Origin of the sequence: Nocardia sp. NBC_01499, from assembly GCF_045040275.1 — a bacterium.
GTDB lineage: Bacteria > Actinomycetota > Actinomycetes > Mycobacteriales > Mycobacteriaceae > Nocardia.
Genome location: NZ_CP109426.1, coordinates 3,603,541 through 3,623,893, shown reverse-complemented (window position 1 = coordinate 3,623,893; position 20,353 = coordinate 3,603,541). Strand labels below are relative to the sequence as shown.

Sequence of the window (20,353 nt, the reverse complement as noted above, 5' to 3'; positions counted from 1 at the left end):
CGTCGACGCCCCACCACCGGGGAGACAGGGAACCTCCCGTCCATGAACTCGAACAGCCTGGTGCGTCGCACCGGCGCCCTCGCCGCCGGAACCGTGATCGCGGCGCTACCGCCCCTCGGCGTCGCCGCGGTAACCCTCGCCACCATGACCGCCGTGGATATGCCCGACGCGTCCGGGCGCGACATCGCCGCCAGGGAATACGCCGTCGTCATCCCGATCGAGACCCACTCCGACTTCTGCGACAGCAAGGGGGAGGGCTACTACGTCGACCCGGATGACCGCGCTGTGTTCTTCCGATGTGTGAATTCCCGAAACCGGCGCATGTCGACCTATCAATTCCGCTGCGCCGACGACGCGTGGTACGACAACCAGCGTTTGGTGTGCGTCGCGCGAAGTCTGCGTTGAGCGGCGAAAACCAGCTGCCGCCAAGGTGATTCACGCCCAAGCTAGACGCAGGCTGACCAAACTTGGGAAACGGCCCGGGGCCACTGGATCTGGTGCGCCGACAGTTCGCCGCTATGAATATGAGCTCCAGGGCCGATACCCTCATCAGGTTCGCTGCCTCCACCGGGCGATCCCCGATCGAGACCAGCGAAAGACGCAGGGGGTACTTCTCTCTCCGACTTCGACGGGAAGGAGTCGAGCATGGCTGACGAGCTGGCCGATCGGCCGCTCGTGCAGAAAATCGGCCAGCGGCTCACCGAGCTGATCGATGCGCTGTATCCAGACCAGCTCAAACGTCCTGGATATGGGCGGTTGGCGACCGAGATTCGCGAGGCGACAGGCGGCACGATCTCCGGTACCTATCTGTGGGAACTGGCCACCGGGAAGAAGCGCAATCTCACACTGGGACAGCTTGATATCCTCGCCGAATTCTTCGGAGTTCCGCCTGAGTACTTCTTCAACGACGAGGTAGCCGAGAGCGTCAGCGCCCAGCTCGAGCTCGCGACCGCGTTGCGTGATGCCAAGATTCGTCGGCTCGTCATGCGCGCGGACGGACTGTCCGCCGGTGCCTTGGACTCGATCCTCACGATGGTCAACGAGGCCCGCAAACTTCAGGCTCTCACCCCCCGGGACAAGCCGGAGGCCATCGACTGATGTCTGCTACTTTCGTTGTGGCGGTTCAGGAAAGACTTCGCTGGGCCCAGGTGCTCCTGACGGCATGGGGGTTTGGATGGGGTTCATGCAACTGCGCCGACGATGTCAATCGTTGGTGAGCCAGATGGATCTGCCTTCTTTTTCAGACGCTCAGGCCCTGTGCCGCAGCCTTTCCGAGCAGCGGGGGCGGCCGATTTTCCTGCACCCGCTCCCGCCGCAAAACGAGACTCAGGCGTGTGGGCTGTGGCTGGAAACCGATGAAGACGACCACATCTTCTTCGAGCAGAAGACCTCTCTCCTACATCAGGACCACATCCTGTACCACGAGCTCGGCCACATGTTGTGCGACCACGACATGCAGGGAATCGCCGAAAGTGATGCCGTCGGTTACGTATTCACCGATCTGGGTCCGGGGTTGATTCGACGGCTGCTCGGGCGAACGAATTACACGACTCGGCAAGAGCAGGAAGCCGAGATGATTGCCGGTCTGCTGCACGCACGCGCCCGCAACGCGCCCGCACCGCCGTCGCCCGGACTGCTCGGCGAATTGGAATCCCGGCTCCGGTTCCAGCCGCCGTCGCGCTGACACCATCGTCACCCGACTGCATCGTGCGCGTACCCCGGCACTTCTTAGTGCCCCATTTCGGGCAAGCGCTGCCTTCGTAACGGTCGCCTGCCACGCCGGAGCTGGGGACTGCCTAGCAGGTTCTGAGACTCTGTCGGCCCAGCGGGTCGAGTGCCTTATGCAACGCCTCGAACAGGGCGGTTCGACGCGGGTCGTGGCCGTATCCGGAGATCAGGCGGTTGGGGATGTAGCCGACTGCGAGCTGGTAGGCGGGGTCGACGAAGGCTAGGGAGCCGCCTTTGCCGCTGTGTCCGAAGGAAGTTTCGGTGAGCAGCGGGAACGTTCGGCTGGGGAGGCTGTAGCCGAGGCCGAATCGCGTCGGTGCTTGGAGAGTGAGGTCGTGACCACCGGCTTGTTCAGTGGTCGCGGCCGTGATCGTCGCGGGCGAGAGCAGGGGTGCTACCGGATCGATGAGCGCGGCGTAGAGGTGGGCCAGGGCGCGGGCAGTGGCGACACCGAACGAGGGGATTTCGGCGAGATAGGTTCTGGTGTCGGTGAGGTCGATCGGTGACGTGGTGACCGTCGGCGACGACGGTCGAGATGCCGAGCGTTCCGGTGATTCGGTGAAGATGAGGTGCGCAAGGCGGTGATGCTGATCCGCAGGCAGCGCGAAGTGCAGATCGAGCTGTAAGGGTTGCGCGATCTCCTCGGCGAGGAATGCCGATACGCTGCGGCCGTCGATACGCCGGATGAGCTCACCGGCCAGCCATCCGAAAGTCAGTGGGTGGTAGCCGTGGGCGGTTCCTGGTGTCCAATAAGGCTTTTGCGCGGCGAGCGCGGCGATCATCGGCGTCCACCGCAAGGCTTGCTCTAGTGGCAAGGGATTGTCGATTCGGGGCAATCCGGCTTGGTGGCTGAGCAGCCACGCCACAGTGACCTCGGCTTTGCCCGATTGAGCGAATTCGGGCCAGTAGGTGGCCACAGGTGCGGCGGGATCCAGCACACCGCGGTCGATGAGACTGTTCACACAGGTAGCTGTCACGCCCTTCGCGGTCGAGAAGAGCCCGCACAGAGTGTCTTCTTGCCAGCGGCGGCCGGTGCGGGGATCTGCCATACCACCCCACAGATCGACCACGCATTCACCGCGGTGAAAGACACTCAACGAGGCACCGATCTCACCGTGCTGAGCGAAGTTCTCAGCGAAGGCGTCGCGTACAACGGCGAACTGGGGAGCACAGCTGCCGTGAATCGGGACGGTAGCGGTCACGGGGAGCCTCCTACTCGTTGTGATGGAGTGTCGATGACGTTATTGCGCGACAGTGTCGCCAGCCGGGGTGAGCTGATCGACGAAGCCTTTCACCAGCGGTGAGTTGCGGGCCCGAGTGACTTCGAGCAGGAAGATGAGTTCGGCTTCGAGATCCGCGCCTCCCAGCTCCGCTATGTTCGCAATCCGCGGATGGCTGTGGCTGTACAGCCTGGCGCGTTGCGCGGCGTAGATGAGGCAGGCGGCGGTCACGGCATCGACGCGGTCGGAACCGACATTCTCGACCGTGCGGCTGACGCGATCGATCACCGATGGCGCGATGTGATCGGTGAGAATCAGTAGGGCATCACGGATTTCGATGACCATGCGATACAGACGAAATTCCGGTGAGTACACTGCGGTGAGGGTGTCGACGGCCCTGGCTCGGGGCCGCATGAGTGTCACCTGTGGGGTGGTCGTGATGAGTTCGGACCATAGTGGCCACAGTGTCCACCCCCTCTGGAGGTTCTTCGCCCACAGGTATACGGCGGGCGCCATCGGCAGCGCTACGCCGACGGCTTGCAGGATCTCTTCGATCCCCGTGAGTGGCGGCACGTAGCTGAGGATCGCCCGGTTAGGGGTGATCAGATAGCAGATGAATACCGCCCACAGCAGGCAGGCGAAGCCCGCACCGATGCCGAATATGAGCAAGCCCCAACGGACTTGCCATTCGCGCGCGCGGCGCCAGTACCGCCAGCAGATCACCGCGACGATGGCGTCGGCGATCAGGTGATACCCCATCAGCAGGTACCAGCACAGGACAGGGATCTCGGGTGTCCGCCCGTTGAAGTGCTGGTGCGGGGCTGAGGAGAGATCGAAGTAGATCAGCACAACCGCCATCACCGCGGCAGCGGCGAATAATGCCCTGGTGTGCTGACGGCGATCGGCTGCTCGCAGCACGAGATGAATCAACACGGTGGCTGCGGCGACGTCGCACAGATTCCGGCCCAGATCAATGAGATGGACCGGACCGCCGACGATCCTGCTCAACCCCTCGCTGATCGGATCCTGATACAGGGTGGTGGTCAGAGCGATGAGCCCGACAGCGAGCCACAGATCACGCTGACGTCGATCACGCACCGCCGCCGGTGCCCGCAGAACCGTGACGACCCACATACATACGAATCCGGCGGTTTCCAACCACGGCATCATGACGGACCGAACTCCTCGATCATCCGGCGGCGGTAACCCAGCGCGGCCTCGAGTCCTCCCAACATCCCCGCCGACGGTGGGGTGACCGGGTTGGTTGCCGGTGCGAAGATCAGGCTGGCCAGCATTTCTGCTTCTCGTTCCTGAACGGTGCTGTAACCCGTTGGCCCGAGCATGTTATGGACCGCGCCGAGGACCAGCTGGTCATCAGTCGGCCGGTCCGGCGGTGTATCAAGCACGAAAATCGTGTGGCCGCAGAGAAAGTGCGCGAGTTCGTGAACGATGATGTGGTCGCGGTGTGGCGCGGTGGTCCGATCCTGGAAAAACAGAAAATCCGCACGGTCGGTGCGCGCACACAACCCGCGCAGCGGAGGCTGTTCTCCCGCCTGTGTCGCACGGGTCAACGAATGCAAAATCAGCTCCCGGCCACGCCGTTCGGCGACAATCTGGCACAACCGCTCGACCGAGAACGGTTGTGGCAGACGAAGTTCGGCGGCCAAGTGACGACACCGGCGAAGCATCCTGCGGTCCTGCGCGTACCCCCGCCCCCAGCGCGCTCCCACCCAGCCCCCTCACTCAACCAACTGTGCCGTTGCGTCCTGTTGCGGCACCGATGTCCGATCGACTCTAGCTCTTCGCGCGGACGCGCGCCGATCGGCCGATCGGCCAGAAGTCCGGACTGCATCATGTGCTGCCCGGCGGGCAACGTACACCGAAGTCGCATTTCAATGCACCCGCTTAAGCTGACAATTTGTTTCAATCTTACATTGCCGCAAGGGGATTGGCCCGATGATAGTGTCTTGCCTAGTACCGCTTTATCCGCTTTAGTGGACGGCGTTGGGGACGACAAGTCGGCCGTTCACGGTCCGTGATCGTCACGTCCGGCGAGGGGGAAGCCATGGATTGACCGAGGGTCTCCGGATTTACGGCACGGGGGCCTGCCGACTGCCGGACGCAGGTCGGGGTGTCCTACACCTCTGTCAGTCCGCCACGAGGCCAAACACTAACCACCACAGAACGTTTCGAATCGCGAATCAGCGCCGCACCCGATACCGGCCGTCGCATGCGGAGAGTGGATCCCGGAGGGGAGGATCCACTCTCCGCCGCATCGGGCCTCACCGTGATCTGGTCGACGCAGCAAACACGTTGTTGCACAACGGAATATCACCGACCAGTGGCAGGAAGTGACCGCATCGAGAAGGGTCGGGGTCTATATCTGGCCCGCGTCCCGGGCGAGCAGTGCGGCCTGGACCCGATTGGTGACGTCGAGGGTGGTGAGGATGCGGCTGACGTGCGCTTTGACAGTGCTCTCGCGCATACCGAGCGTATCGGCGATGTCGGCATTCGTCGCGCCTTCGGCCAACAGGCGCAGGACGTCTCGCTCACGTGCGGTGAGGCGGTCGATATGCGCTCGCGCGGTGGCGGTTTCGCGGTGGGCGGTGTGGTGGTAGCGGTCGATGAGTTTGCGGGCGGCGGTGGGGTGGAGCATGGCGGAGCCCGCCGCGACCAGGTGAACGGCGCGCATGATTTCGGCGGGGTCGGTGTCTTTGAGCAGGAATCCGTCAGCCCCGGCGGTGAGCGCGTTGTAGACGTATTCGTCGAGATCGAAGGTAGTCAGCGTGATTATCTTCGGTGGGTGCGGCAACGCACGAAGGCGGGCGGTGGCGGTGATGCCGTCCATTCGAGGCATGCGCACATCGACCAGCGCGACGTCTACGCGGCGGGCTTGCGCCTCCTCGATCGCCTGCAGGCCGTCGGCGGCTTGGGCGACAACCTCGATGGCGGCATCGCTATCGAGAAGGTCGGCCAGTCCGAGCCGGACCAGAGCATCGTCGTCGACGATCATGACGCGAATCATGGTGCGGCGCCTTCCTGTTCGGTTCGGCGGCGGTCCTCGGCACCGGGGTGCGGAATGCGAGCGGCGACCCGCCAGCTCCCAGCCCCTGATGGCCCTGCTTCGAGGTGCCCGCCAAGGGTCATGATCCGTTCGCTGAGGCCGATGAGGCCGAAGCCTGAGGTCACTGGGTTACCTCCTTGTGCGGCAACGGTATTGGTGACTTCCACTACGGTGGTCGGCGGCCCGTAGTCGACAGAAACATGCACCGCTGCGTCGAGGGCGTGCTTGCGAGTATTGGTCAGCGCCTCCTGGATAACACGAAAGACAGCGAGACGGTGGGCGGCGGGCGCGTGGGTGGCGCGACCTTCGCAGGTCATCTCGATGTGCTGCCCGGCGGCGATCGCCTCCTCGATCAGCTCGTCGACCTCCCGAAGGACTGGAGCCGGGGGCGCGCCTCGCGCGACGTCGTCGGTATCGCGCAGGGCGCCGAGAACATCGCGCAGATCGGCGAGGGCATCGGTGGCCGCGGTGCGCAGCAGGGAAATCCGTTCGGACACGACCGGGGGTATCGGCTCTTTGTGCTTGCTCAGTGCGCCGGTATGCAGCGCGATCAGGCTCAGTCGATGAGCGAGTACGTCGTGCATTTCCGCGGCGATCGCCGCACGTTCGGCGAGCCTGGCCGCTTGCTCACGCAGCGTCCGTTCGCTGCGCAGATGCTCCACCCGCGCGACGAGGGCCTCGACCAGGCGACGTCGGCTGCCCGCCCACAAGCCGAGGACCACCGCAAGCAGCAAAAACATCGTTGGACCGTATGGCTGCGGAGCCCACAGACTGATCCGGGGGTTGAACAGTAAATTGCCTGCCATGGCGAGCACGACGCAACCGGTCGCCGCCCAAGCCCGGCCGCGCGCAGCGAGATAGAACAGGGCCAGCAGAAGTGGAGGCAGCATCAGCCACCCCCAAATACCTGCCGCAACGGTCGACAGTACGGGTGCTGGGGCGGAATACCGCGGCTGCACAAGCAGGGCGACACCACAAAGCACCACAGCGACGCTGTACCAGGTGACGTACCCGTCAAACGACATCGCACCGTTTATTGCCGCCAGGTAGCTCGCCAGCATGACAAGCACCACCCGGCCGACGGCTACCGCACGCGGTGGCACTTCGCTCCAATGCACTGTCCGATCGTATTCAGATATCGGCAGGCCGCACGTCCGACGATCGGGCATCTTCACCCCCTACTTTCGTCGGTGATCATGGTCGTACAACGGTGGATTTCCCGGGCGCGCACCGGCAATAGCGTCAGCAGAATGAAAGAATCACTCCTCGCTGAGGACCGTATCCCCTTGCGGCACAACGCTGGTGGACGAACGTTCCTCATCGAGGCACTGACGAATTTCCGGACAACCGGCGCCATCGCGCCGAGCAGCCGTCGTCTGGCCACTCGTCTCGCTGCCCCGTTGCAGGCTCGAACCGGACAGCCACTCACCATTCTGGAAGTCGGCGCCGGTACCGGCTCGATCACCCGCACGCTCATTCCGTTACTCGGCTCCGGCAGCCGCCTCGACATTGTGGAGGTCAACCCGCGCTTCGCCGCTCACCTGCAGCACCTCGTGCACACCCATCCAGCCGCCGCAAGTCGGGTGCGTGTACATCGAACGCCCGTCGAGCAGTTCGAGACCGGTCACCGATACGACAGCATCGTCTCCGGGCTGCCCTTCACCAACTTCCCTGCGGACCAGGTCCGAAAGATCATGGACCGATACCTGGAACTGCTGTATCCCGGTGGGGCGCTTACCTATTTCAGCTATCTCGCCACCGGCCACGCACGACGGCTACTGGCCTCCCGCGCTGAGACAGCCCGGCATCGAGCCGTCGACGAGATCTTGGCCGACTACCACCGCCGCTACGCCACCGGTTGCTCGACGGTCTGGGGCAATGTTCCACCGGCGCGGGTGTGGCAGCTACGGGCTCCGGTGCTGTCCGCAGTACCGCACTCCGTCCAAGCCGAGCCCGGCGCGCTCCGGTGAGTTCGCTCGCGCATCATCTGGCCCAACTCCCAGCGCTAGCCGCGTATGGATTCGTTGCCATGGCGATCTTGGCCGAATCCGTCCTGCTGGTAGGGGCGTTTGTCCCCACTTTGACGATAATGCTGACCGCGGGCGCCCTTGCCCGCACCGGCCAACTCGATCTCCCGATCGTCGTTGCCGTTGCCGCGGGCACCGTGCTGTTCGGGGATGCGCTCGGCCACCGGACCGGCCATCTGCTCGGCAGCCGCGTCCGCATCGGCCGCCTTGGACGCCGCATCCCGACCACAGCATGGCAACGCGCCACCGACCTGATGAACCGCACAGGCGGCCAGGCCGTATTCATCTGCCGGTTCCTGCCTGTCCTGCGCACCCTCGCTCCGCACCTTTCCGGAGCCACCGGACTGCCCTACCGGCGTATCGCGCCCTACAGTGCGGCCGCCGCACTCCTGTGGGCGGCAGCCGAAGCCGGTGTCGGATACTCAGCCGCCGCTACCTTCGGGCGCCGCGCCGACGCCGGTACCGTGACGGGCGTCGCCGCGGCGGTGGCCGCAATTCTCCTCGCAACAGCAGCGATCGCAACATTCCGACGCACTCGACATCCCAACCCGGATCGACTTCACTAATGGATTCAAACCCCCTGCGTTACTTGAGCTTTCAGCGTTCATCACGCCAGTAGGTGGACGCGACCGCACTGCCCGGACCACGGGGACTCGGATCGCTGTTCGGCCGCCCATCCGTAGACAGCGTTGCTACGAACTACAGCATGGCTTCGCATATCTCAAGCAAGACTGGGTGCTCGTAGAGAGGGTAAGTATGCGTCGGAAATCAGCAAGTGTCGTTGTGGCAGGACTTGCGATCGCGACTTTGGTAGGTGTTCTCCAGGCCGGTAACGCCGCCGCAGCAGGCAATCTCGCGGAGGAGTGAGTGGCAGGCCCGGCGTGCGCGATCGTTGCCGTGTCGATCCCGGCGCTCAGCATCGCCGCGGTCACCACCAACGCCAAGCCGATCCCCACCATACGATCACCCATTCCAGCCTCCCGTGATAGCGACGAAACCGAAGTAGACCGATCACACCGAAAGACCAGGACCGGTCCAAGAGCCTATTCGGAACCACGCTGACCATGGATGGGGCACGCTACAACGCACGCTCATCGGCAAGGGCGGACGTTCTATCAATCGAGATGATCTTGTCCCGTTGGTCTTCCCAGGGCGAACGGAGAGAACTCGGGGAAGTCGAATACTTGCCAGACCGGAAACCGGTGGGGCGGGCCGGATTCGGCCCGCCCCACTGCTTCGATACCGAAGCCTGCCTGGCTAGTAGTAATGAGCCCGGCCGGCCACCGGTCGTCCCAGCGCGCCGAACAAGGCCAGGGCCGCACCGACCACCAGGGCGACAATGCCTAATGTCCACAGAACCGGGATCCCGAGCAGGAAACCGAGTACCAGCAAGACGACACCCAACGTAATAATGACGAACTCCTAACCGTGATGCTCTCGCATCGCATCCGATCGGCTGCGCTGGTGCGAGACTCTGATCGACCAGCTGATACCCGGCGTTGTTGATCTCAAACTGGCGAGTGACTGCATCTGCCACGCAGCCGATCTCGCGCCGGAGATCGCCCGGCCAGCGGCATGAGCGGATGGCGCGATAGGTGGTACAAACTGTCTGGTGGCCGGTTGATCGAGGCTGCGATCAGAACCCCGCCGACGGAACGTGCGTAGTCGGGGGCGAATGGTTGAATCAGATGTCCGCGCGAGCACGCGCGCGGTCGCCGAGCCAGCACAACACGAACGCGGCAATCAGTGCGACGGTTAATCCACCGTCCCACGCGACGGTTGTGCCCGCTTCCGCGATCCCGCCTCTGCCGAGGAAGTAGATCGCGGTCACCGTCAGGGCGAGCTTGTTCGCGATCATCAGCACCCAAATCGCGCCATTGCGGTCGGGCTGGCGCGCCAGCACCGCGAACAACCCGGCACACAGGAACAGGCCGTACATACGCCACGCCTGAACCACCAGTGTGTCGTTTCCGGCGTGGCGCAGGTCGGCGACGCTGGAGAGGGCGGCGGCCAATGCCGAGAGAGCGGCCAGCCAGGCCAATGCCTGTCCAGTCGGGCGAAGCATGGGGTGCATCCCGTCACGATAACAACCCGGCCTCGCTATGCCCGAGACACATTTCAGGCGGTGAGACGTTCGGCGAACCGTCCGGCGGTGCCGCCGATCCGGGCATGAAGGGGTTACGACAGAACTCGGCTGCAATGCGCGCGTCTCGGCATGTGCGTGCGTTGGGAAGCCTTGTCGACCAAGGTATCTGGACGATCGAGTAACGCGCTGCTCCGCAGCGGCATTTCAGTGCGTAAGTGCAACACGCGGCCGGTGGCTGCGAGTGCGCGCGTGGCGGGCAGTCACTCGGGGTGCCGGTGCCGCACGGGGGCCGGGAGGCTGGTTCGTGGTGACGGTCAGCGGTTGAGGTAGGCGGCCAGGCCACCGAGTTCCTCGTTGGCGATGAACGCCGAACGGAGGGTGATGATGGCCTCTTCGACATGGGTGGTGCAGCCCCAGGCCGAGTCGCCCCACGAATCGGCGACCTTCAGCTCGGCCGGCGCGGTGCAGCCGGCGGTGCCGCCGAGCTGGCAGTGCTCAGGGTGCGGCGTGGCGGCCTGTACGGCAGCCGCGGCTCGTATCTGGGCGGCGAGCTCGGCGGCGGCAGCGGCGCGTTGCTCGGCCTCGTCGCGCAACTGGGCATGGCAACGAGCAGCGTGTTTCCCGCGAACGCGACGTTCGGCTCGCACGAGTGGTTGATGAACAGCATCACGCGCTCGTACTCGTCATCGGTCTTCGCAACGAGGTGCAAGGTGTCATCGATCTGAATCTCCGAATTCTGCAAAGCTCGAGCCAGCGAACTGCACGCCGGCCCGAGCTTTCCGCACCCATCGACAGCGATCGTCGGGCCGTGACGACCGCCGACTCGTCCTCGTAGCATCGTTCGAGTCGATCTTCCGACCGTTATGCTGCGCTCGGCAAGCCGTTGCGACGTCTGCACGGCCACCAGAGGAGGAAGCTCATGTCGAATACCTGACGCCCGATCGTGCGGGCGTGGAGTGGACATGTACCCGCGGATCAGGCGGAGCCCTTCCATAAATACCTCGTGACCAACGCGATTGCCGAGATGCGCGGTATCGAGGGCATCACCTCGGTGACAGCCCCTCTCGGAGCCACATCCTGTAATCGGCTGCTTAGAGCGTGCGTTGGGAAGTGCTGTCAGCCAACCAGTTTGGACGGCCGACGACGCGCGCCCATCGGCAGATCCGGACGTTCCGGCACGCCCTTTCCCCACCCGCCTGCAATGCTTCGGTGAAGTCGTCGTAATCGGTCGACTTAGATGTCTCCTCCACCACGAGATCGGAATCCCCACGAGGACCGTTTCAGCACTGAACGATTGCTACATTTCTGACCTCACGGTAGCTGCACGCGAGGTAACCCGATGCAAGCGATGAGCACCGCAGACGAGCGGTAGCGGAATCCGAGTGCCAACTCGATCGCCCGCTGCCGGTCCGAGACCTGCTCGACGTCGGTGTCTTCGTCGGGTGCCGCGGGCCTTCGGCCGCGCAGCAGCCGAAGCGCCTCTGCGACGACCATGTCCGCGATCGGGCGTCGCTCGGCGTCGTAGGTGTCCAGCAGTCCCGGACCAGCCGTCGAATCGAGCACTGCGGCGAGTTTCCAAGCCAAGTCGTAGCCGTCACCGATGGCTGTGTTGCCGCCGAACCCGCCGCTGGGTGGCGTGACCTTCGCTGCGTCACCGGCCAGCAACACCCGCCCCACCCGGAACCGGTCCGCGACCGCGGCCGCCATCTCCCACGGTCGCACGGCCCGGATCTCGGGCTCGAGATCGGGCAATTCGGTGATCATCCGAATCAGCTCGATACAGCGCTCGCGGGTGAAGTCCGCTGGAGATTGTCCATCGCCCGGGTCGTAGCCGACAGAGAGCAGATGCCGGTCGATGGCATGATCGACGGTGATGAACACCCCGTCGACCTTGGACAGCACGTGCAGCGTCGGCCGCTGCGGTTCGACCAGATCGCCGAGATCGGCGTCGAAGATGACGCTGACGTTCTGTGACAGGGCACCCGGGCCGTGCCGGTCGATGCCGAGTGCGTCGCGCACGCTGCTGCGGCTGCCATCCGCGGCAACGAGATACTGGGCGTGCACCCGGCTCGTTCGGTCATCGTGGCGGCCATGCACCACGGCGATCACGCCGTCGTCGCCGTGGCTGAAGGACACCAGCTCGGTGTCGAAACGCAGTTCGGCACCGAACTCCTCCGCACGGCGACGTAGCAGTGGCTCCAGCTTGTCCTGACCGGCCGTACCCAACCCGGCCGACGAGAGGTTCTCGGAATCGGTTGGGGCAGTTTCGGAGACGTCCTCGTGAAAGGTCGGTTCCGAAAGACCGGCCGCGATCCTGACCCGAAATGTGGCCGGACTCGACGTGACCGTCGGTACGTCTCCGGCGATTCCACCGAACCCGAGCAGTTCCATTGTGCGCTGGTTCTGCCCGACCGCCCTGGGGAACAACGAGCTCCCCGAACGCCGCTCGACCAGCAACACCGCTACGCCCCGCCCCGCCGCGCCAGGAACATCGCACTGGCCAGACTGGCCAGTCCCGCCCCCACAACCAGCACCGAAACCCGTTCCCGCACAACTGTTCCCCTTCGTCAACGAGCGACTTGCGTCGATGAATCCGGACCTACGGTACGACCGAGCTCAGTTATAGTCAGTCTTGAATAATCAAGAGCTTAGCCGCGAAACGGCCTCTTCTGCCACGGAGCGGGCGTTGGTCGGCCGTCCAGAATCGTTGGCTGACAGCGCTTCCCATTGCGCGCGAGTAGGCCGATGAGCGTGTGTGCTGGACCGGGGAAGCCGCGCCCCGCCCGCAAGTGGCTGGGGTCGTTCGCATCGACAGGGACCGGTACTCACAGGCGAGTATTGCGGACCGTGACGGCCATCCGGCGCGGCCGACCGTGCAGCAGACTGTCCGTGTTGGGTGCCACCGTCAGGCCGATGGTGTCGGCGATACGGTCGGCTACTACCGCGATGCAGCTCGTGCGCGGTCTGGGTCTTTCCTCGCCGAAGGGCCCGTTGATCCAAACCGGCATGGCCACAACCCTATCGACGGATTCCATTGACGGAGCCTCGAGTACGGCCGCGCCCCGCATACCGATCGCTGCGCCACGCCGAGGCTCGAACGTTCTGGTACTAGTGCATCGTCAGGCAACCTTCAGTAGGTAATCGGGATGTCGGATCTTGGAGCCGACGGCGAAGTCGCGGATCGGGCCGGCGTGCTGGTTGCGCCAGCGGATATAGGTGCCGATCGCGTCGTCTTGCTCGTCGTGGCTGCGGTGGTCGGTGCCGTTGAGCGCGAAGTACCGCAGCGCGGCGAACTCGCACTCGATGCGGTTCAACCACGACGAATACGTCGGCAGGAACACCAGTTCCATGTCGTTGGCCGCGCACCACGCCCGGACCTCGGCACGCTTGTGGACCGAGTAGTTGTCGAGGATCAGGTACAGCTTCTGCCCTGGCCAGCGAGACCGCAGCGATTTACAGAAGGCCAGGAACTCGGTCCACCGTTTCCGGTCGCGGATCCGGTAATACAACTGGCCGGTGGCCAGATCCAGCGCACCGAACATGTGTCGCACGCCTTGGGTGCGGTGATAGGTCGCTCGCAGCCGCCGCGGTCGGCGTTGGGTAAACCACCCTCGCCCGGCGCGGGGCTGCAGGTTCAGTGGCCCGAACTCGTCCACACACACCACCCGCCCGTCAGCGGGCGGATGATCGTACAGATCAAGTACCCGAGCCATTTTCGGGCCGAACTCGGGATCGTTGCTGGCCTTCCACGTCTTGGTCGCTTGCCACGACACCCCACCGACCCTCAGGATCTGCCGCACCGTTTCGCGACTGATATCGGCAATCCCGTTGATACGCAACACGTCTGCCAGCTTCGACAAACTCCACGTCGAGAACGGCCACCCCAGGTCACGGGGACAGCACCGGGCGATCCGACAGATCCGCTCACGCGTTTTCGGATCCGCTTTGGCCGGCCTGCCCCCGCTCCATTTGGGTCCAAAGCACCGAACCCATGGGCGTTGAAGTCGTGAATCACTTGCCGCATATAGCCTTCGGAGACCTGCATCAACTTCGCGATCAACCCGACCGGTTGATGCTGCGCCGAAGCCATCACCACCACCGCCCGCCGCATCCGCACCGGCTGCTGGCTACGCCGCGCGATCTGAGCCAGCTTCCGCCCCTCTTCCGGGGTCACCGCTCTGACGAACACATCCGGCTTCCTCGCCACCGGCCATCACCTCCTCCGGCAGCATCACCGAGCAAGCCCGGCCAGGGCAACACGACACCCGGTTACCGCAGCAACCTATCCGGACGAGGCACTAGCCGCGGAGCGCGCGTTGGTCATCCGTTCAAACTGGTTGGCTTACAGCACTTCTCAACGCGTGTAGCCGAATACCGTGCGGTCTACGTCGGTAGTCCCGCTCACCGCTGTGGTGCGATAACCGCGAAGCCGCCGGACAGTGCCGTGACTGTTTGTCGGATCCGCTGATGGAGATCGGATCCGGTCTTGGCGGTCAGCGCTATGTGCTGCACGACGCCGACGAACGCTTGCGCGAGCAGTTCGGGCTCGGCTGATGCCGCGACCCGACCGAGCCGTTGCTCGGCGAAAAAATAAGCGGCAGCTGCGCTTTCGACCGCCTCCAGCCCCGCGGTGCGGTCGCCGAGCACCGCACGCACACGATCGACCAAGTCGGGCCGGGCGACCAGCAATCGGGTCGAGGCCATGACGGTGATCGGCGGGACGGCCGCCATGACATCGCACAGATTCGCCACGACCTCACCGCTGCCCGCGCGCTCCGCCAGCGTGGCCGCCCGAGCCGAGACCACGAAGGCGCGATCGAGGGCATAGTCGGCCAGGAAACCGTCCAGATCCGTGAAGTGGGCGTACAACAGCCCGGTTGCCACTCCCGCCGCGCTGGTCACAGCCCGGCCGCTCAGCTTGCCCGGTCCGTCGCGCACGATCAGCCGCTCGGCGACGGCGAACAGTTGCTGCCGGATTTCGGGAATGGCCACACCTCTGGGCACGCCGTCCAGTGTATGGGTATGGCCGCTGCTGTCGGGAGCAGGCTTGACCACAGTTTGAACGTGCGCTCATACTTCGGTTTGAACACAGGCTCAAACCGGGTCGGCACGCTACGACGGCATCAGGAGACGCATGAATTCCGAGAACAGACGCAAACGAGCAGTGATAGCCGGTGCGGGAATTGCCGGTCTGGCCACCGCGCTGCGACTGCATCGAGCGGGCTGGGAGGTCCTCGTGATCGAGCGCGCCCCGGCTCGGCGCAGCAGCGGCTACCTGGTGAACCTGGGCGGCTCCGGCTACGACGCGGCCGAACGGCTCGGGCTGCTGCCAGCGCTGACAGCGCACGATATCGGCTGGTTCACCAGCGTCCTGGTGCACGCCGACGGACGGAAGAAGTTCACGGTACCGACCGCGATCGCCGAGACAGCCGGGGGATCGCGCACGCTGTCGCTATTCCGCGGCGATGTGGAAACCGTGCTGTACGAGGCGGTTCGAGACGCGGTCACGATCCGCTTCGACACCACCGTCGATACCGTCACCCAGCATGCGGACGGCGTGCGGGTGGTGCTGAGCGACGGCGAGGCGGTGCAGGCCGAATTGCTCGTCGGCGCAGACGGTGTGCACTCGCGGGTGCGCAAACTGATATTCGGGTCCGACACCGACCATCGGGTCGACCTGCAACACATCGTGGCGGCACTCCCGCTGCCCCGGATGCCCGTCGACGTGCCGGAGGGCGCGGGCGCGACCTACATCGGTCCGGGCCGCACCGCAGCAGTGATCAACATGGGCCCGCGGCGATCTTCGGCCTTCTTCACCTACCGCGCCAGCGATTCTGCGGCCGAGGTGGCGCGCGGACCCGTGCTGGCGTTACGGGAGATCTTCGGTGATTTGGGCGGCGGCGTGCCAGATGTGCTGCGGCACCTCGAATCCGACCCCGACACAGCCTATTTCGATTCGGTGAGCCAGATCGTCATGGACCGCTGGAGCAGCGACCGAGTCGTCCTGGTCGGCGACGCCGCCTGGTGCGTCACCCCGTTCGCCGGATACGGCGTCGCCCTCGCGCTGCTGGGCGCCGAGCAATTGGGCACCCTGCTCGATGAACACGGCGACGACATCCCCACCGCGGCGGCACACTGGGAGCAGTTGCTGCGACCCGAGGTGCGCAAGCGGCAGGCGTTGGCTCGCAAGGGTGCAACTCGGTTCGCCCCGCCCTCGAAGCTGCACGTACTGATCGGCGATCTAACGATGCGGGCCATGGCACTTCCCGGCATTCGCGGTGTAATTCTGCGCTCCATTCAGCGCGCGAATGCCTAGGAGTCAGGGTGTCTTCTCATATGTGGTGTCGGCGATCACCGTGCCGAGTTGCCGACGTCGTCGCGAGGTGGGCGGGGCGAGAATTCCTTCCTGCCTGCACTCCGAGCACGGAATCGACCCCGCCCCGCGACGATCTCCCTAGAGTCGATTCTGTACCACGGCCACTTGCTGGGGCCGGTCTGGTCAGCGCGACAGCATGTCGCGGATCGCCTGACCCACGGCGTCCGGGCGGATCCAGGCCATGCCCGCGATATCCGCTCTATGCCGCTGCGCGGGCGTTGGCCAACCGTCCAAGCGCGCGTCGGATCGGTTGGCCCGGTTACAGCTCGTTCAGTCGCTTCCAATCGTGGGACCAATGCGCATCCGCCCACTCCACAAGTCGATCCAAGTGCTGACGCACCTGAATCTCGAGAGCCGCGCCCTTCTCTTGGAGAGTCAGGCGACCGAACAGTGGACGCGTACTCCCGTCGACAACGCCGAAGATCCCAGGGACGGAATCGAACCAGAAATCCCGCCACTCATGCTGGTCCGCGTCGACGCGGATCCTCGCAAGCACCCACCGACCCTCATACTCCAGCGCCAGCCGCTCGAGGAGGTCCTTCAGGATGGTGGACGGCTCGTGCCCATCGGCCCAGTGAAGCATCGCCACCGGCACTACAACCGACCGTTGGAGTACATCCCTCTCGAAGGCCGCATCATCCACATCGAAATAAGACTTGCCATAAAGGATCTCCAGGATGGTGCCGACCAACGGGCGCCAGAGTATTCGGTCGGCGGGTGGGATCTCGAGGCGGAGGGGTTAACGGGCGCTGCTCGCCCCGCGTGTGGGCAACAGGCCGACATCTCGACCAATGCGCGGTAGCCGCTTATCGCGCGGTCGGACGCTGAAACATACTGCCGCCCAACAGGTCGGTAGCCGATGTGCGTGCGTTCGACCGACCGTGATCAACAGTTGTCACCGAATACTTGCTGTGGTCCGCTGTCAACGGCACGCGAATAGTTGGCACAACCTTGGCGAGGCGGTCGAACGCATCGTGGCCAGTCTTCAAGGGGAACTGTCTGGGGAGGCAGGTCGTTTCGAGTCGGTACGTTTGATTCGTAGTCACATCGAGCGGGGACGAGGTGGAGGGGTCTAAATGATGACACTGGGTGCTGCTGGACAAGCGATGGGATTGGTCCGGCGCACGGTGCAGCCGTCCATACCGCTCGCCGATTCGCTACCGTGCGTGATTCGGCTGCGCGCGTGCATGTTTGGCACCCCGGTGACTGAGTGCGAGTCCAGATTAGAGGCGGCCTAGGTGTTCACGTGGTGGGGCGATCTGGTTTGTCGGCTGCGATTCGGGGTCATCGGTGTCGCGGTGGCGGGCCTGTTGGCGTTGGGTGCTTATGGATTCGGGTTGGAGGATCATCTCAGCTCCGGTGGCCTGTTCGATCCGGGATCGGAGTCATCGCAAGCCGGGCGGCTGGCGGATGAGGCGTTCGGCCGCAACCATGACGTCGATGTAGCACTGCTTTTTACCGCGCCTGACGGTGAGACGGTCGATGATCCGGAGTTCGCCCGTACGGTCACCGACCATCTCAACAGCCTGCCGCGCGACTATCCCGACCAGATCGCCGGGATCAACGCCGCGTACTGGCGGACCGAGACCGGCAAGGCCAGCGGCTCGGCCGCGGCCACCAAGGACCGCAAGCATGCGATCGCGTTGATCGCCATTCGTGGCGACAGCGACACCGAGATGGTGCGCAACTACCGCAAGGTCAAAGACGTCTTCGCCATCCCCGGTGTCGACGTGCAGGTCAGCGGGATACAAGCGATCGCAGGCACTTTGAACGATCGGATGTCCGACGATATCCGCCGGATGGAAGTTATCGCGCTGCCTGCGGTGGGGTTGTTGCTGTTCTTCATCTTCGGTGGGATCGTCGCCGCAGCATTGCCCTTGACCATCGGTGCCTTGACGATGATCGGCTCGATGGGCATCATGCGGATCTTCACCAACTTCACCGAGGTGAACTCCTTCGTTTCCTCGGTAGTGACAATGATCGGCCTGGGTCTGGCGATCGACTACGGGCTGTTCATCGTGAGCAGATTCCGCGAAGAGATCGCCGAAGGTTATGACACGCGCGCAGCGGTTCGCCGCTCGGTCATGACTGCGGGCCGCACCGTGGTGTTCTCCGCGACGATGATCATCGCCAGCCTCGGCGGCATGCTGCTGTTCCCACAGGGCTTCCTCAAATCCATGGCCTACGGCGCGATCACCACGGTGACGCTGGCCGCGTTCACCGCGATCACCGTGCTGCCCGCGATGCTCGCCGTCCTCGGCAAACGAGTGGACGCGTTGGGGTTCAAACGGTTCCGCAAGACCAAGACCGCCGAACAGATCGAGAACGGGTTTTGGGGCCGGATGACGGTCTGGGTGATGAAGCATCCGATAAAGATCGCCATTTCTATCTGCGTCGCGCTGGTCCTGTTGATCCTGCCGGTGCAGCATCTGCTCTTCGGCGGGCTCAGTGAGAAGTACCTGCCCCCTGGCGACGAGGTCCGCCAGGCGAAAGAACAGATCGACACCTACTTCCCGGGGCGCAGATCCGACCCACTCGAGCTCGTCTTCGTCGCCGACGACAGCACTGCGGTAGGGGCAGCGTGGAAACAAGCCAACCAGGCTCCTGGGCTCACCACCCCATTCGAAGTGCCCTCCCGCGCCAACACTCGACCCGACGTCTACCGCACCAAGGCAAGCGTGGCCGACATCAACGACGCAGGAAAGACGATCAACTACCTACGGACCCTCGAACTGCCAGAAGGGGTGACCATGCTGGTCGGTGGGCTGCCCGCGATGCAGAAAGACAGCATCGACGCCCTGCTGGTCCGCATTCCGTTCATGGTGGCCCTCGTCCTGTTCCTCACCACAATGCTGATGTTCCTGACCTTCGGCTCGCTGGTGCTACCGATCAAGGCAGCTTTGATGAGCGCGCTCGGATTAGGTTCCACGCTCGGCATTTTGACCTGGATCTTCATCGACGGACACGGCGCGGGCCTGCTCAACTTCACCCCGCAACCGATCATGGCACCGGTACTGGTGCTGATCATCGCGATCATCTACGGCTTGTCCACCGACTATGAGGTCTTCCTGCTGTCGAGAATGGTCGAGGCACGAGCACAAGGCGCCTCAACCACCGAGGCGGTACGCATCGGCACCGCACATACCGGCCGCATCATCACCGCGGCCGCGCTCATCCTGCTCGTGGTGACCGGCGCGTTCGCGTTCTCCGATCTGGTGATGATGCAGTACATGGCCTACGGCATGATCGCCGCACTGTTCATCGACGCCACCATTCTGCGCATGCTGCTCGTGCCGGCCACGATGAAGCTGCTCGGCGACGACTGCTGGTGGGCACCGGCCTGGATGAAGAAGATCCAGCAGAAGATCGGCCTCGGCGAACCCATACTCGAACACGAACATCCCGGCGGCGAGGTCGTCGACCTGGTGAAGACCACCCCGATCACCGACCCGGTCACCGAACAGCTCACAGCAGTCAGCGATGCGCGATCAACGACGAGTAAACCGATCTCCCACAGCCCCCTGCCCAGGATCGAACAGCCTCGTGGACACCGATTACCACGGCCACCACGCACTTTTCACACCGACGACTCCGACGCACCCACCCGACCGATCGGCAAATGACCCCTCGGCCTGATCATCAGCGGTATGAACAGAGCAATCGAGTCACTCGGCACTTGCCTCCGGCGCTCCGGATGACCAATCACAATCTGAGGCTCGACCCCGACCGATTCCCGACGGTGTGGTCCAAACCGGGCGTTCAGTCATCCGTGTTCGACAACTTCCTGCTCGGGCAAGGCAAACCTTGGCCGACAGTTAACCCCGCAAACGTCCGGTATTGGCCGCAGAGTGC

Annotated in this window: 19 protein-coding genes and 1 pseudogene; 7 read left to right on the top strand and 13 right to left on the bottom strand. The window is 64.2% G+C overall.

The features are described 5' to 3' along the window. Nucleotides 1–42: 42 nt before the first annotated feature. The 3 genes from OG203_RS16705 (at nucleotide 43) to OG203_RS16695 (ending at nucleotide 1,684) form a co-directional block, all read left to right on the top strand. Nucleotides 43–405, top strand: coding sequence for a chitin binding peritrophin-A domain-containing protein (locus tag OG203_RS16705; protein WP_405166571.1), 363 nt, complete (start codon nucleotides 43–45; stop codon nucleotides 403–405). 240 nt (nucleotides 406–645) lie between these two features. After that, the gene (locus OG203_RS16700; protein ID WP_405166570.1) at nucleotides 646–1,098 is read left to right on the top strand and encodes a hypothetical protein; all 453 of its coding nucleotides are present in this window, start codon (nucleotides 646–648) and stop codon (nucleotides 1,096–1,098) included. A gap of 115 nt (nucleotides 1,099–1,213) precedes the next feature. After that, complete coding sequence (locus OG203_RS16695; RefSeq protein ID WP_405166569.1) at nucleotides 1,214–1,684, top strand: hypothetical protein; 471 nt, start codon at nucleotides 1,214–1,216, stop codon at nucleotides 1,682–1,684. Nucleotides 1,685–1,796: 112 nt separating this feature from the next. On the opposite strand, the gene OG203_RS16690 is transcribed toward OG203_RS16695, so the two are convergent. The 5 genes from OG203_RS16690 to OG203_RS16670 form a co-directional block, all read right to left on the bottom strand. Then, nucleotides 1,797–2,930: a serine hydrolase domain-containing protein gene (locus OG203_RS16690; RefSeq protein WP_405166568.1), complete on the bottom strand. Its 1,134-nt coding sequence runs from the start codon at nucleotides 2,928–2,930 to the stop codon at nucleotides 1,797–1,799. Nucleotides 2,931–2,969: 39 nt separating this feature from the next. Continuing rightward, nucleotides 2,970–4,118 carry an MAB_1171c family putative transporter gene (locus OG203_RS16685; protein WP_405166567.1) on the bottom strand — a complete coding sequence of 383 codons (1,149 nt, stop codon included), beginning with the start codon at nucleotides 4,116–4,118 and terminating at the stop codon, nucleotides 2,970–2,972. Beyond that, nucleotides 4,115–4,615, bottom strand: a complete 501-nt coding sequence (locus OG203_RS16680; RefSeq protein WP_405166566.1) for a hypothetical protein — start codon at nucleotides 4,613–4,615, stop codon at nucleotides 4,115–4,117. Before OG203_RS16680 ends, OG203_RS16685 begins: the two co-directional genes overlap by 4 nt. Nucleotides 4,616–5,325: 710 nt before the next feature. Then, complete coding sequence (locus tag OG203_RS16675; RefSeq protein WP_405166565.1) at nucleotides 5,326–5,973, bottom strand: response regulator; 648 nt, start codon at nucleotides 5,971–5,973, stop codon at nucleotides 5,326–5,328. Next, complete coding sequence (locus OG203_RS16670) at nucleotides 5,970–7,130, bottom strand: sensor histidine kinase (protein WP_405166564.1); 1,161 nt, start codon at nucleotides 7,128–7,130, stop codon at nucleotides 5,970–5,972. The genes OG203_RS16675 and OG203_RS16670 overlap by 4 nt, the downstream gene beginning before the upstream one ends. Before the next feature lie 132 nt (nucleotides 7,131–7,262). Here OG203_RS16670 and OG203_RS16665 point away from each other — a divergent pair, with 132 nt between their 5' ends. Both OG203_RS16665 and OG203_RS16660 read left to right on the top strand, forming a co-directional pair. After that, nucleotides 7,263–7,982, top strand: coding sequence for a class I SAM-dependent methyltransferase (locus OG203_RS16665; RefSeq protein ID WP_405166563.1), 720 nt, complete (start codon nucleotides 7,263–7,265; stop codon nucleotides 7,980–7,982). A gap of 59 nt (nucleotides 7,983–8,041) precedes the next feature. Further along, nucleotides 8,042–8,605 carry a DedA family protein gene (locus tag OG203_RS16660; protein ID WP_405166562.1) on the top strand — a complete coding sequence of 188 codons (564 nt, stop codon included), beginning with the start codon at nucleotides 8,042–8,044 and terminating at the stop codon, nucleotides 8,603–8,605. A gap of 1,118 nt (nucleotides 8,606–9,723) precedes the next feature. Here the strand turns inward: OG203_RS16660 and OG203_RS16655 are convergent. From OG203_RS16655 to OG203_RS16625, 7 genes and pseudogenes are all read right to left on the bottom strand, one after another. Then, nucleotides 9,724–10,104 carry a hypothetical protein gene (locus OG203_RS16655; RefSeq protein WP_405166561.1) on the bottom strand — a complete coding sequence of 127 codons (381 nt, stop codon included), beginning with the start codon at nucleotides 10,102–10,104 and terminating at the stop codon, nucleotides 9,724–9,726. A gap of 335 nt (nucleotides 10,105–10,439) precedes the next feature. Next, nucleotides 10,440–10,718 (bottom strand): hypothetical protein, encoded by a 279-nt coding sequence (locus OG203_RS16650; protein ID WP_405166560.1) that lies wholly within the window; start codon nucleotides 10,716–10,718, stop codon nucleotides 10,440–10,442. A 718-nt stretch (nucleotides 10,719–11,436) separates the two neighbouring features. Continuing rightward, entirely contained in the window at nucleotides 11,437–12,585 is a 1,149-nt protein-coding gene (locus OG203_RS16645) for an FAD-dependent monooxygenase (protein WP_405166559.1), read from the bottom strand. A 365-nt stretch (nucleotides 12,586–12,950) separates the two neighbouring features. Beyond that, entirely contained in the window at nucleotides 12,951–13,133 is a 183-nt protein-coding gene (locus OG203_RS16640) for a hypothetical protein (protein ID WP_405166558.1), read from the bottom strand. Between the two features lie 111 nt (nucleotides 13,134–13,244). Then, nucleotides 13,245–14,045: an IS630 family transposase gene (locus tag OG203_RS16635; RefSeq protein ID WP_405167891.1), complete on the bottom strand. Its 801-nt coding sequence runs from the start codon at nucleotides 14,043–14,045 to the stop codon at nucleotides 13,245–13,247. An 86-nt stretch (nucleotides 14,046–14,131) separates the two neighbouring features. Further along, nucleotides 14,132–14,215 (bottom strand): annotated as a pseudogene (locus OG203_RS16630) (helix-turn-helix domain-containing protein); the annotation flags it as partial. A 311-nt stretch (nucleotides 14,216–14,526) separates the two neighbouring features. Continuing rightward, complete coding sequence (locus tag OG203_RS16625; protein ID WP_405166557.1) at nucleotides 14,527–15,129, bottom strand: TetR/AcrR family transcriptional regulator; 603 nt, start codon at nucleotides 15,127–15,129, stop codon at nucleotides 14,527–14,529. Nucleotides 15,130–15,259: 130 nt separating this feature from the next. Between OG203_RS16625 and OG203_RS16620 the strand changes: the two genes are divergently transcribed. Further along, complete coding sequence (locus OG203_RS16620) at nucleotides 15,260–16,441, top strand: FAD-dependent oxidoreductase (RefSeq protein ID WP_405166556.1); 1,182 nt, start codon at nucleotides 15,260–15,262, stop codon at nucleotides 16,439–16,441. A 319-nt stretch (nucleotides 16,442–16,760) separates the two neighbouring features. On the opposite strand, the gene OG203_RS16615 is transcribed toward OG203_RS16620, so the two are convergent. After that, nucleotides 16,761–17,192: a hypothetical protein gene (locus tag OG203_RS16615; RefSeq protein ID WP_405166555.1), complete on the bottom strand. Its 432-nt coding sequence runs from the start codon at nucleotides 17,190–17,192 to the stop codon at nucleotides 16,761–16,763. 547 nt (nucleotides 17,193–17,739) lie between these two features. Here OG203_RS16615 and OG203_RS16610 point away from each other — a divergent pair. Then, nucleotides 17,740–20,124, top strand: a complete 2,385-nt coding sequence (locus OG203_RS16610) for an MMPL family transporter (protein ID WP_405166554.1) — start codon at nucleotides 17,740–17,742, stop codon at nucleotides 20,122–20,124. Nucleotides 20,125–20,353: the final 229 nt, after the last annotated feature.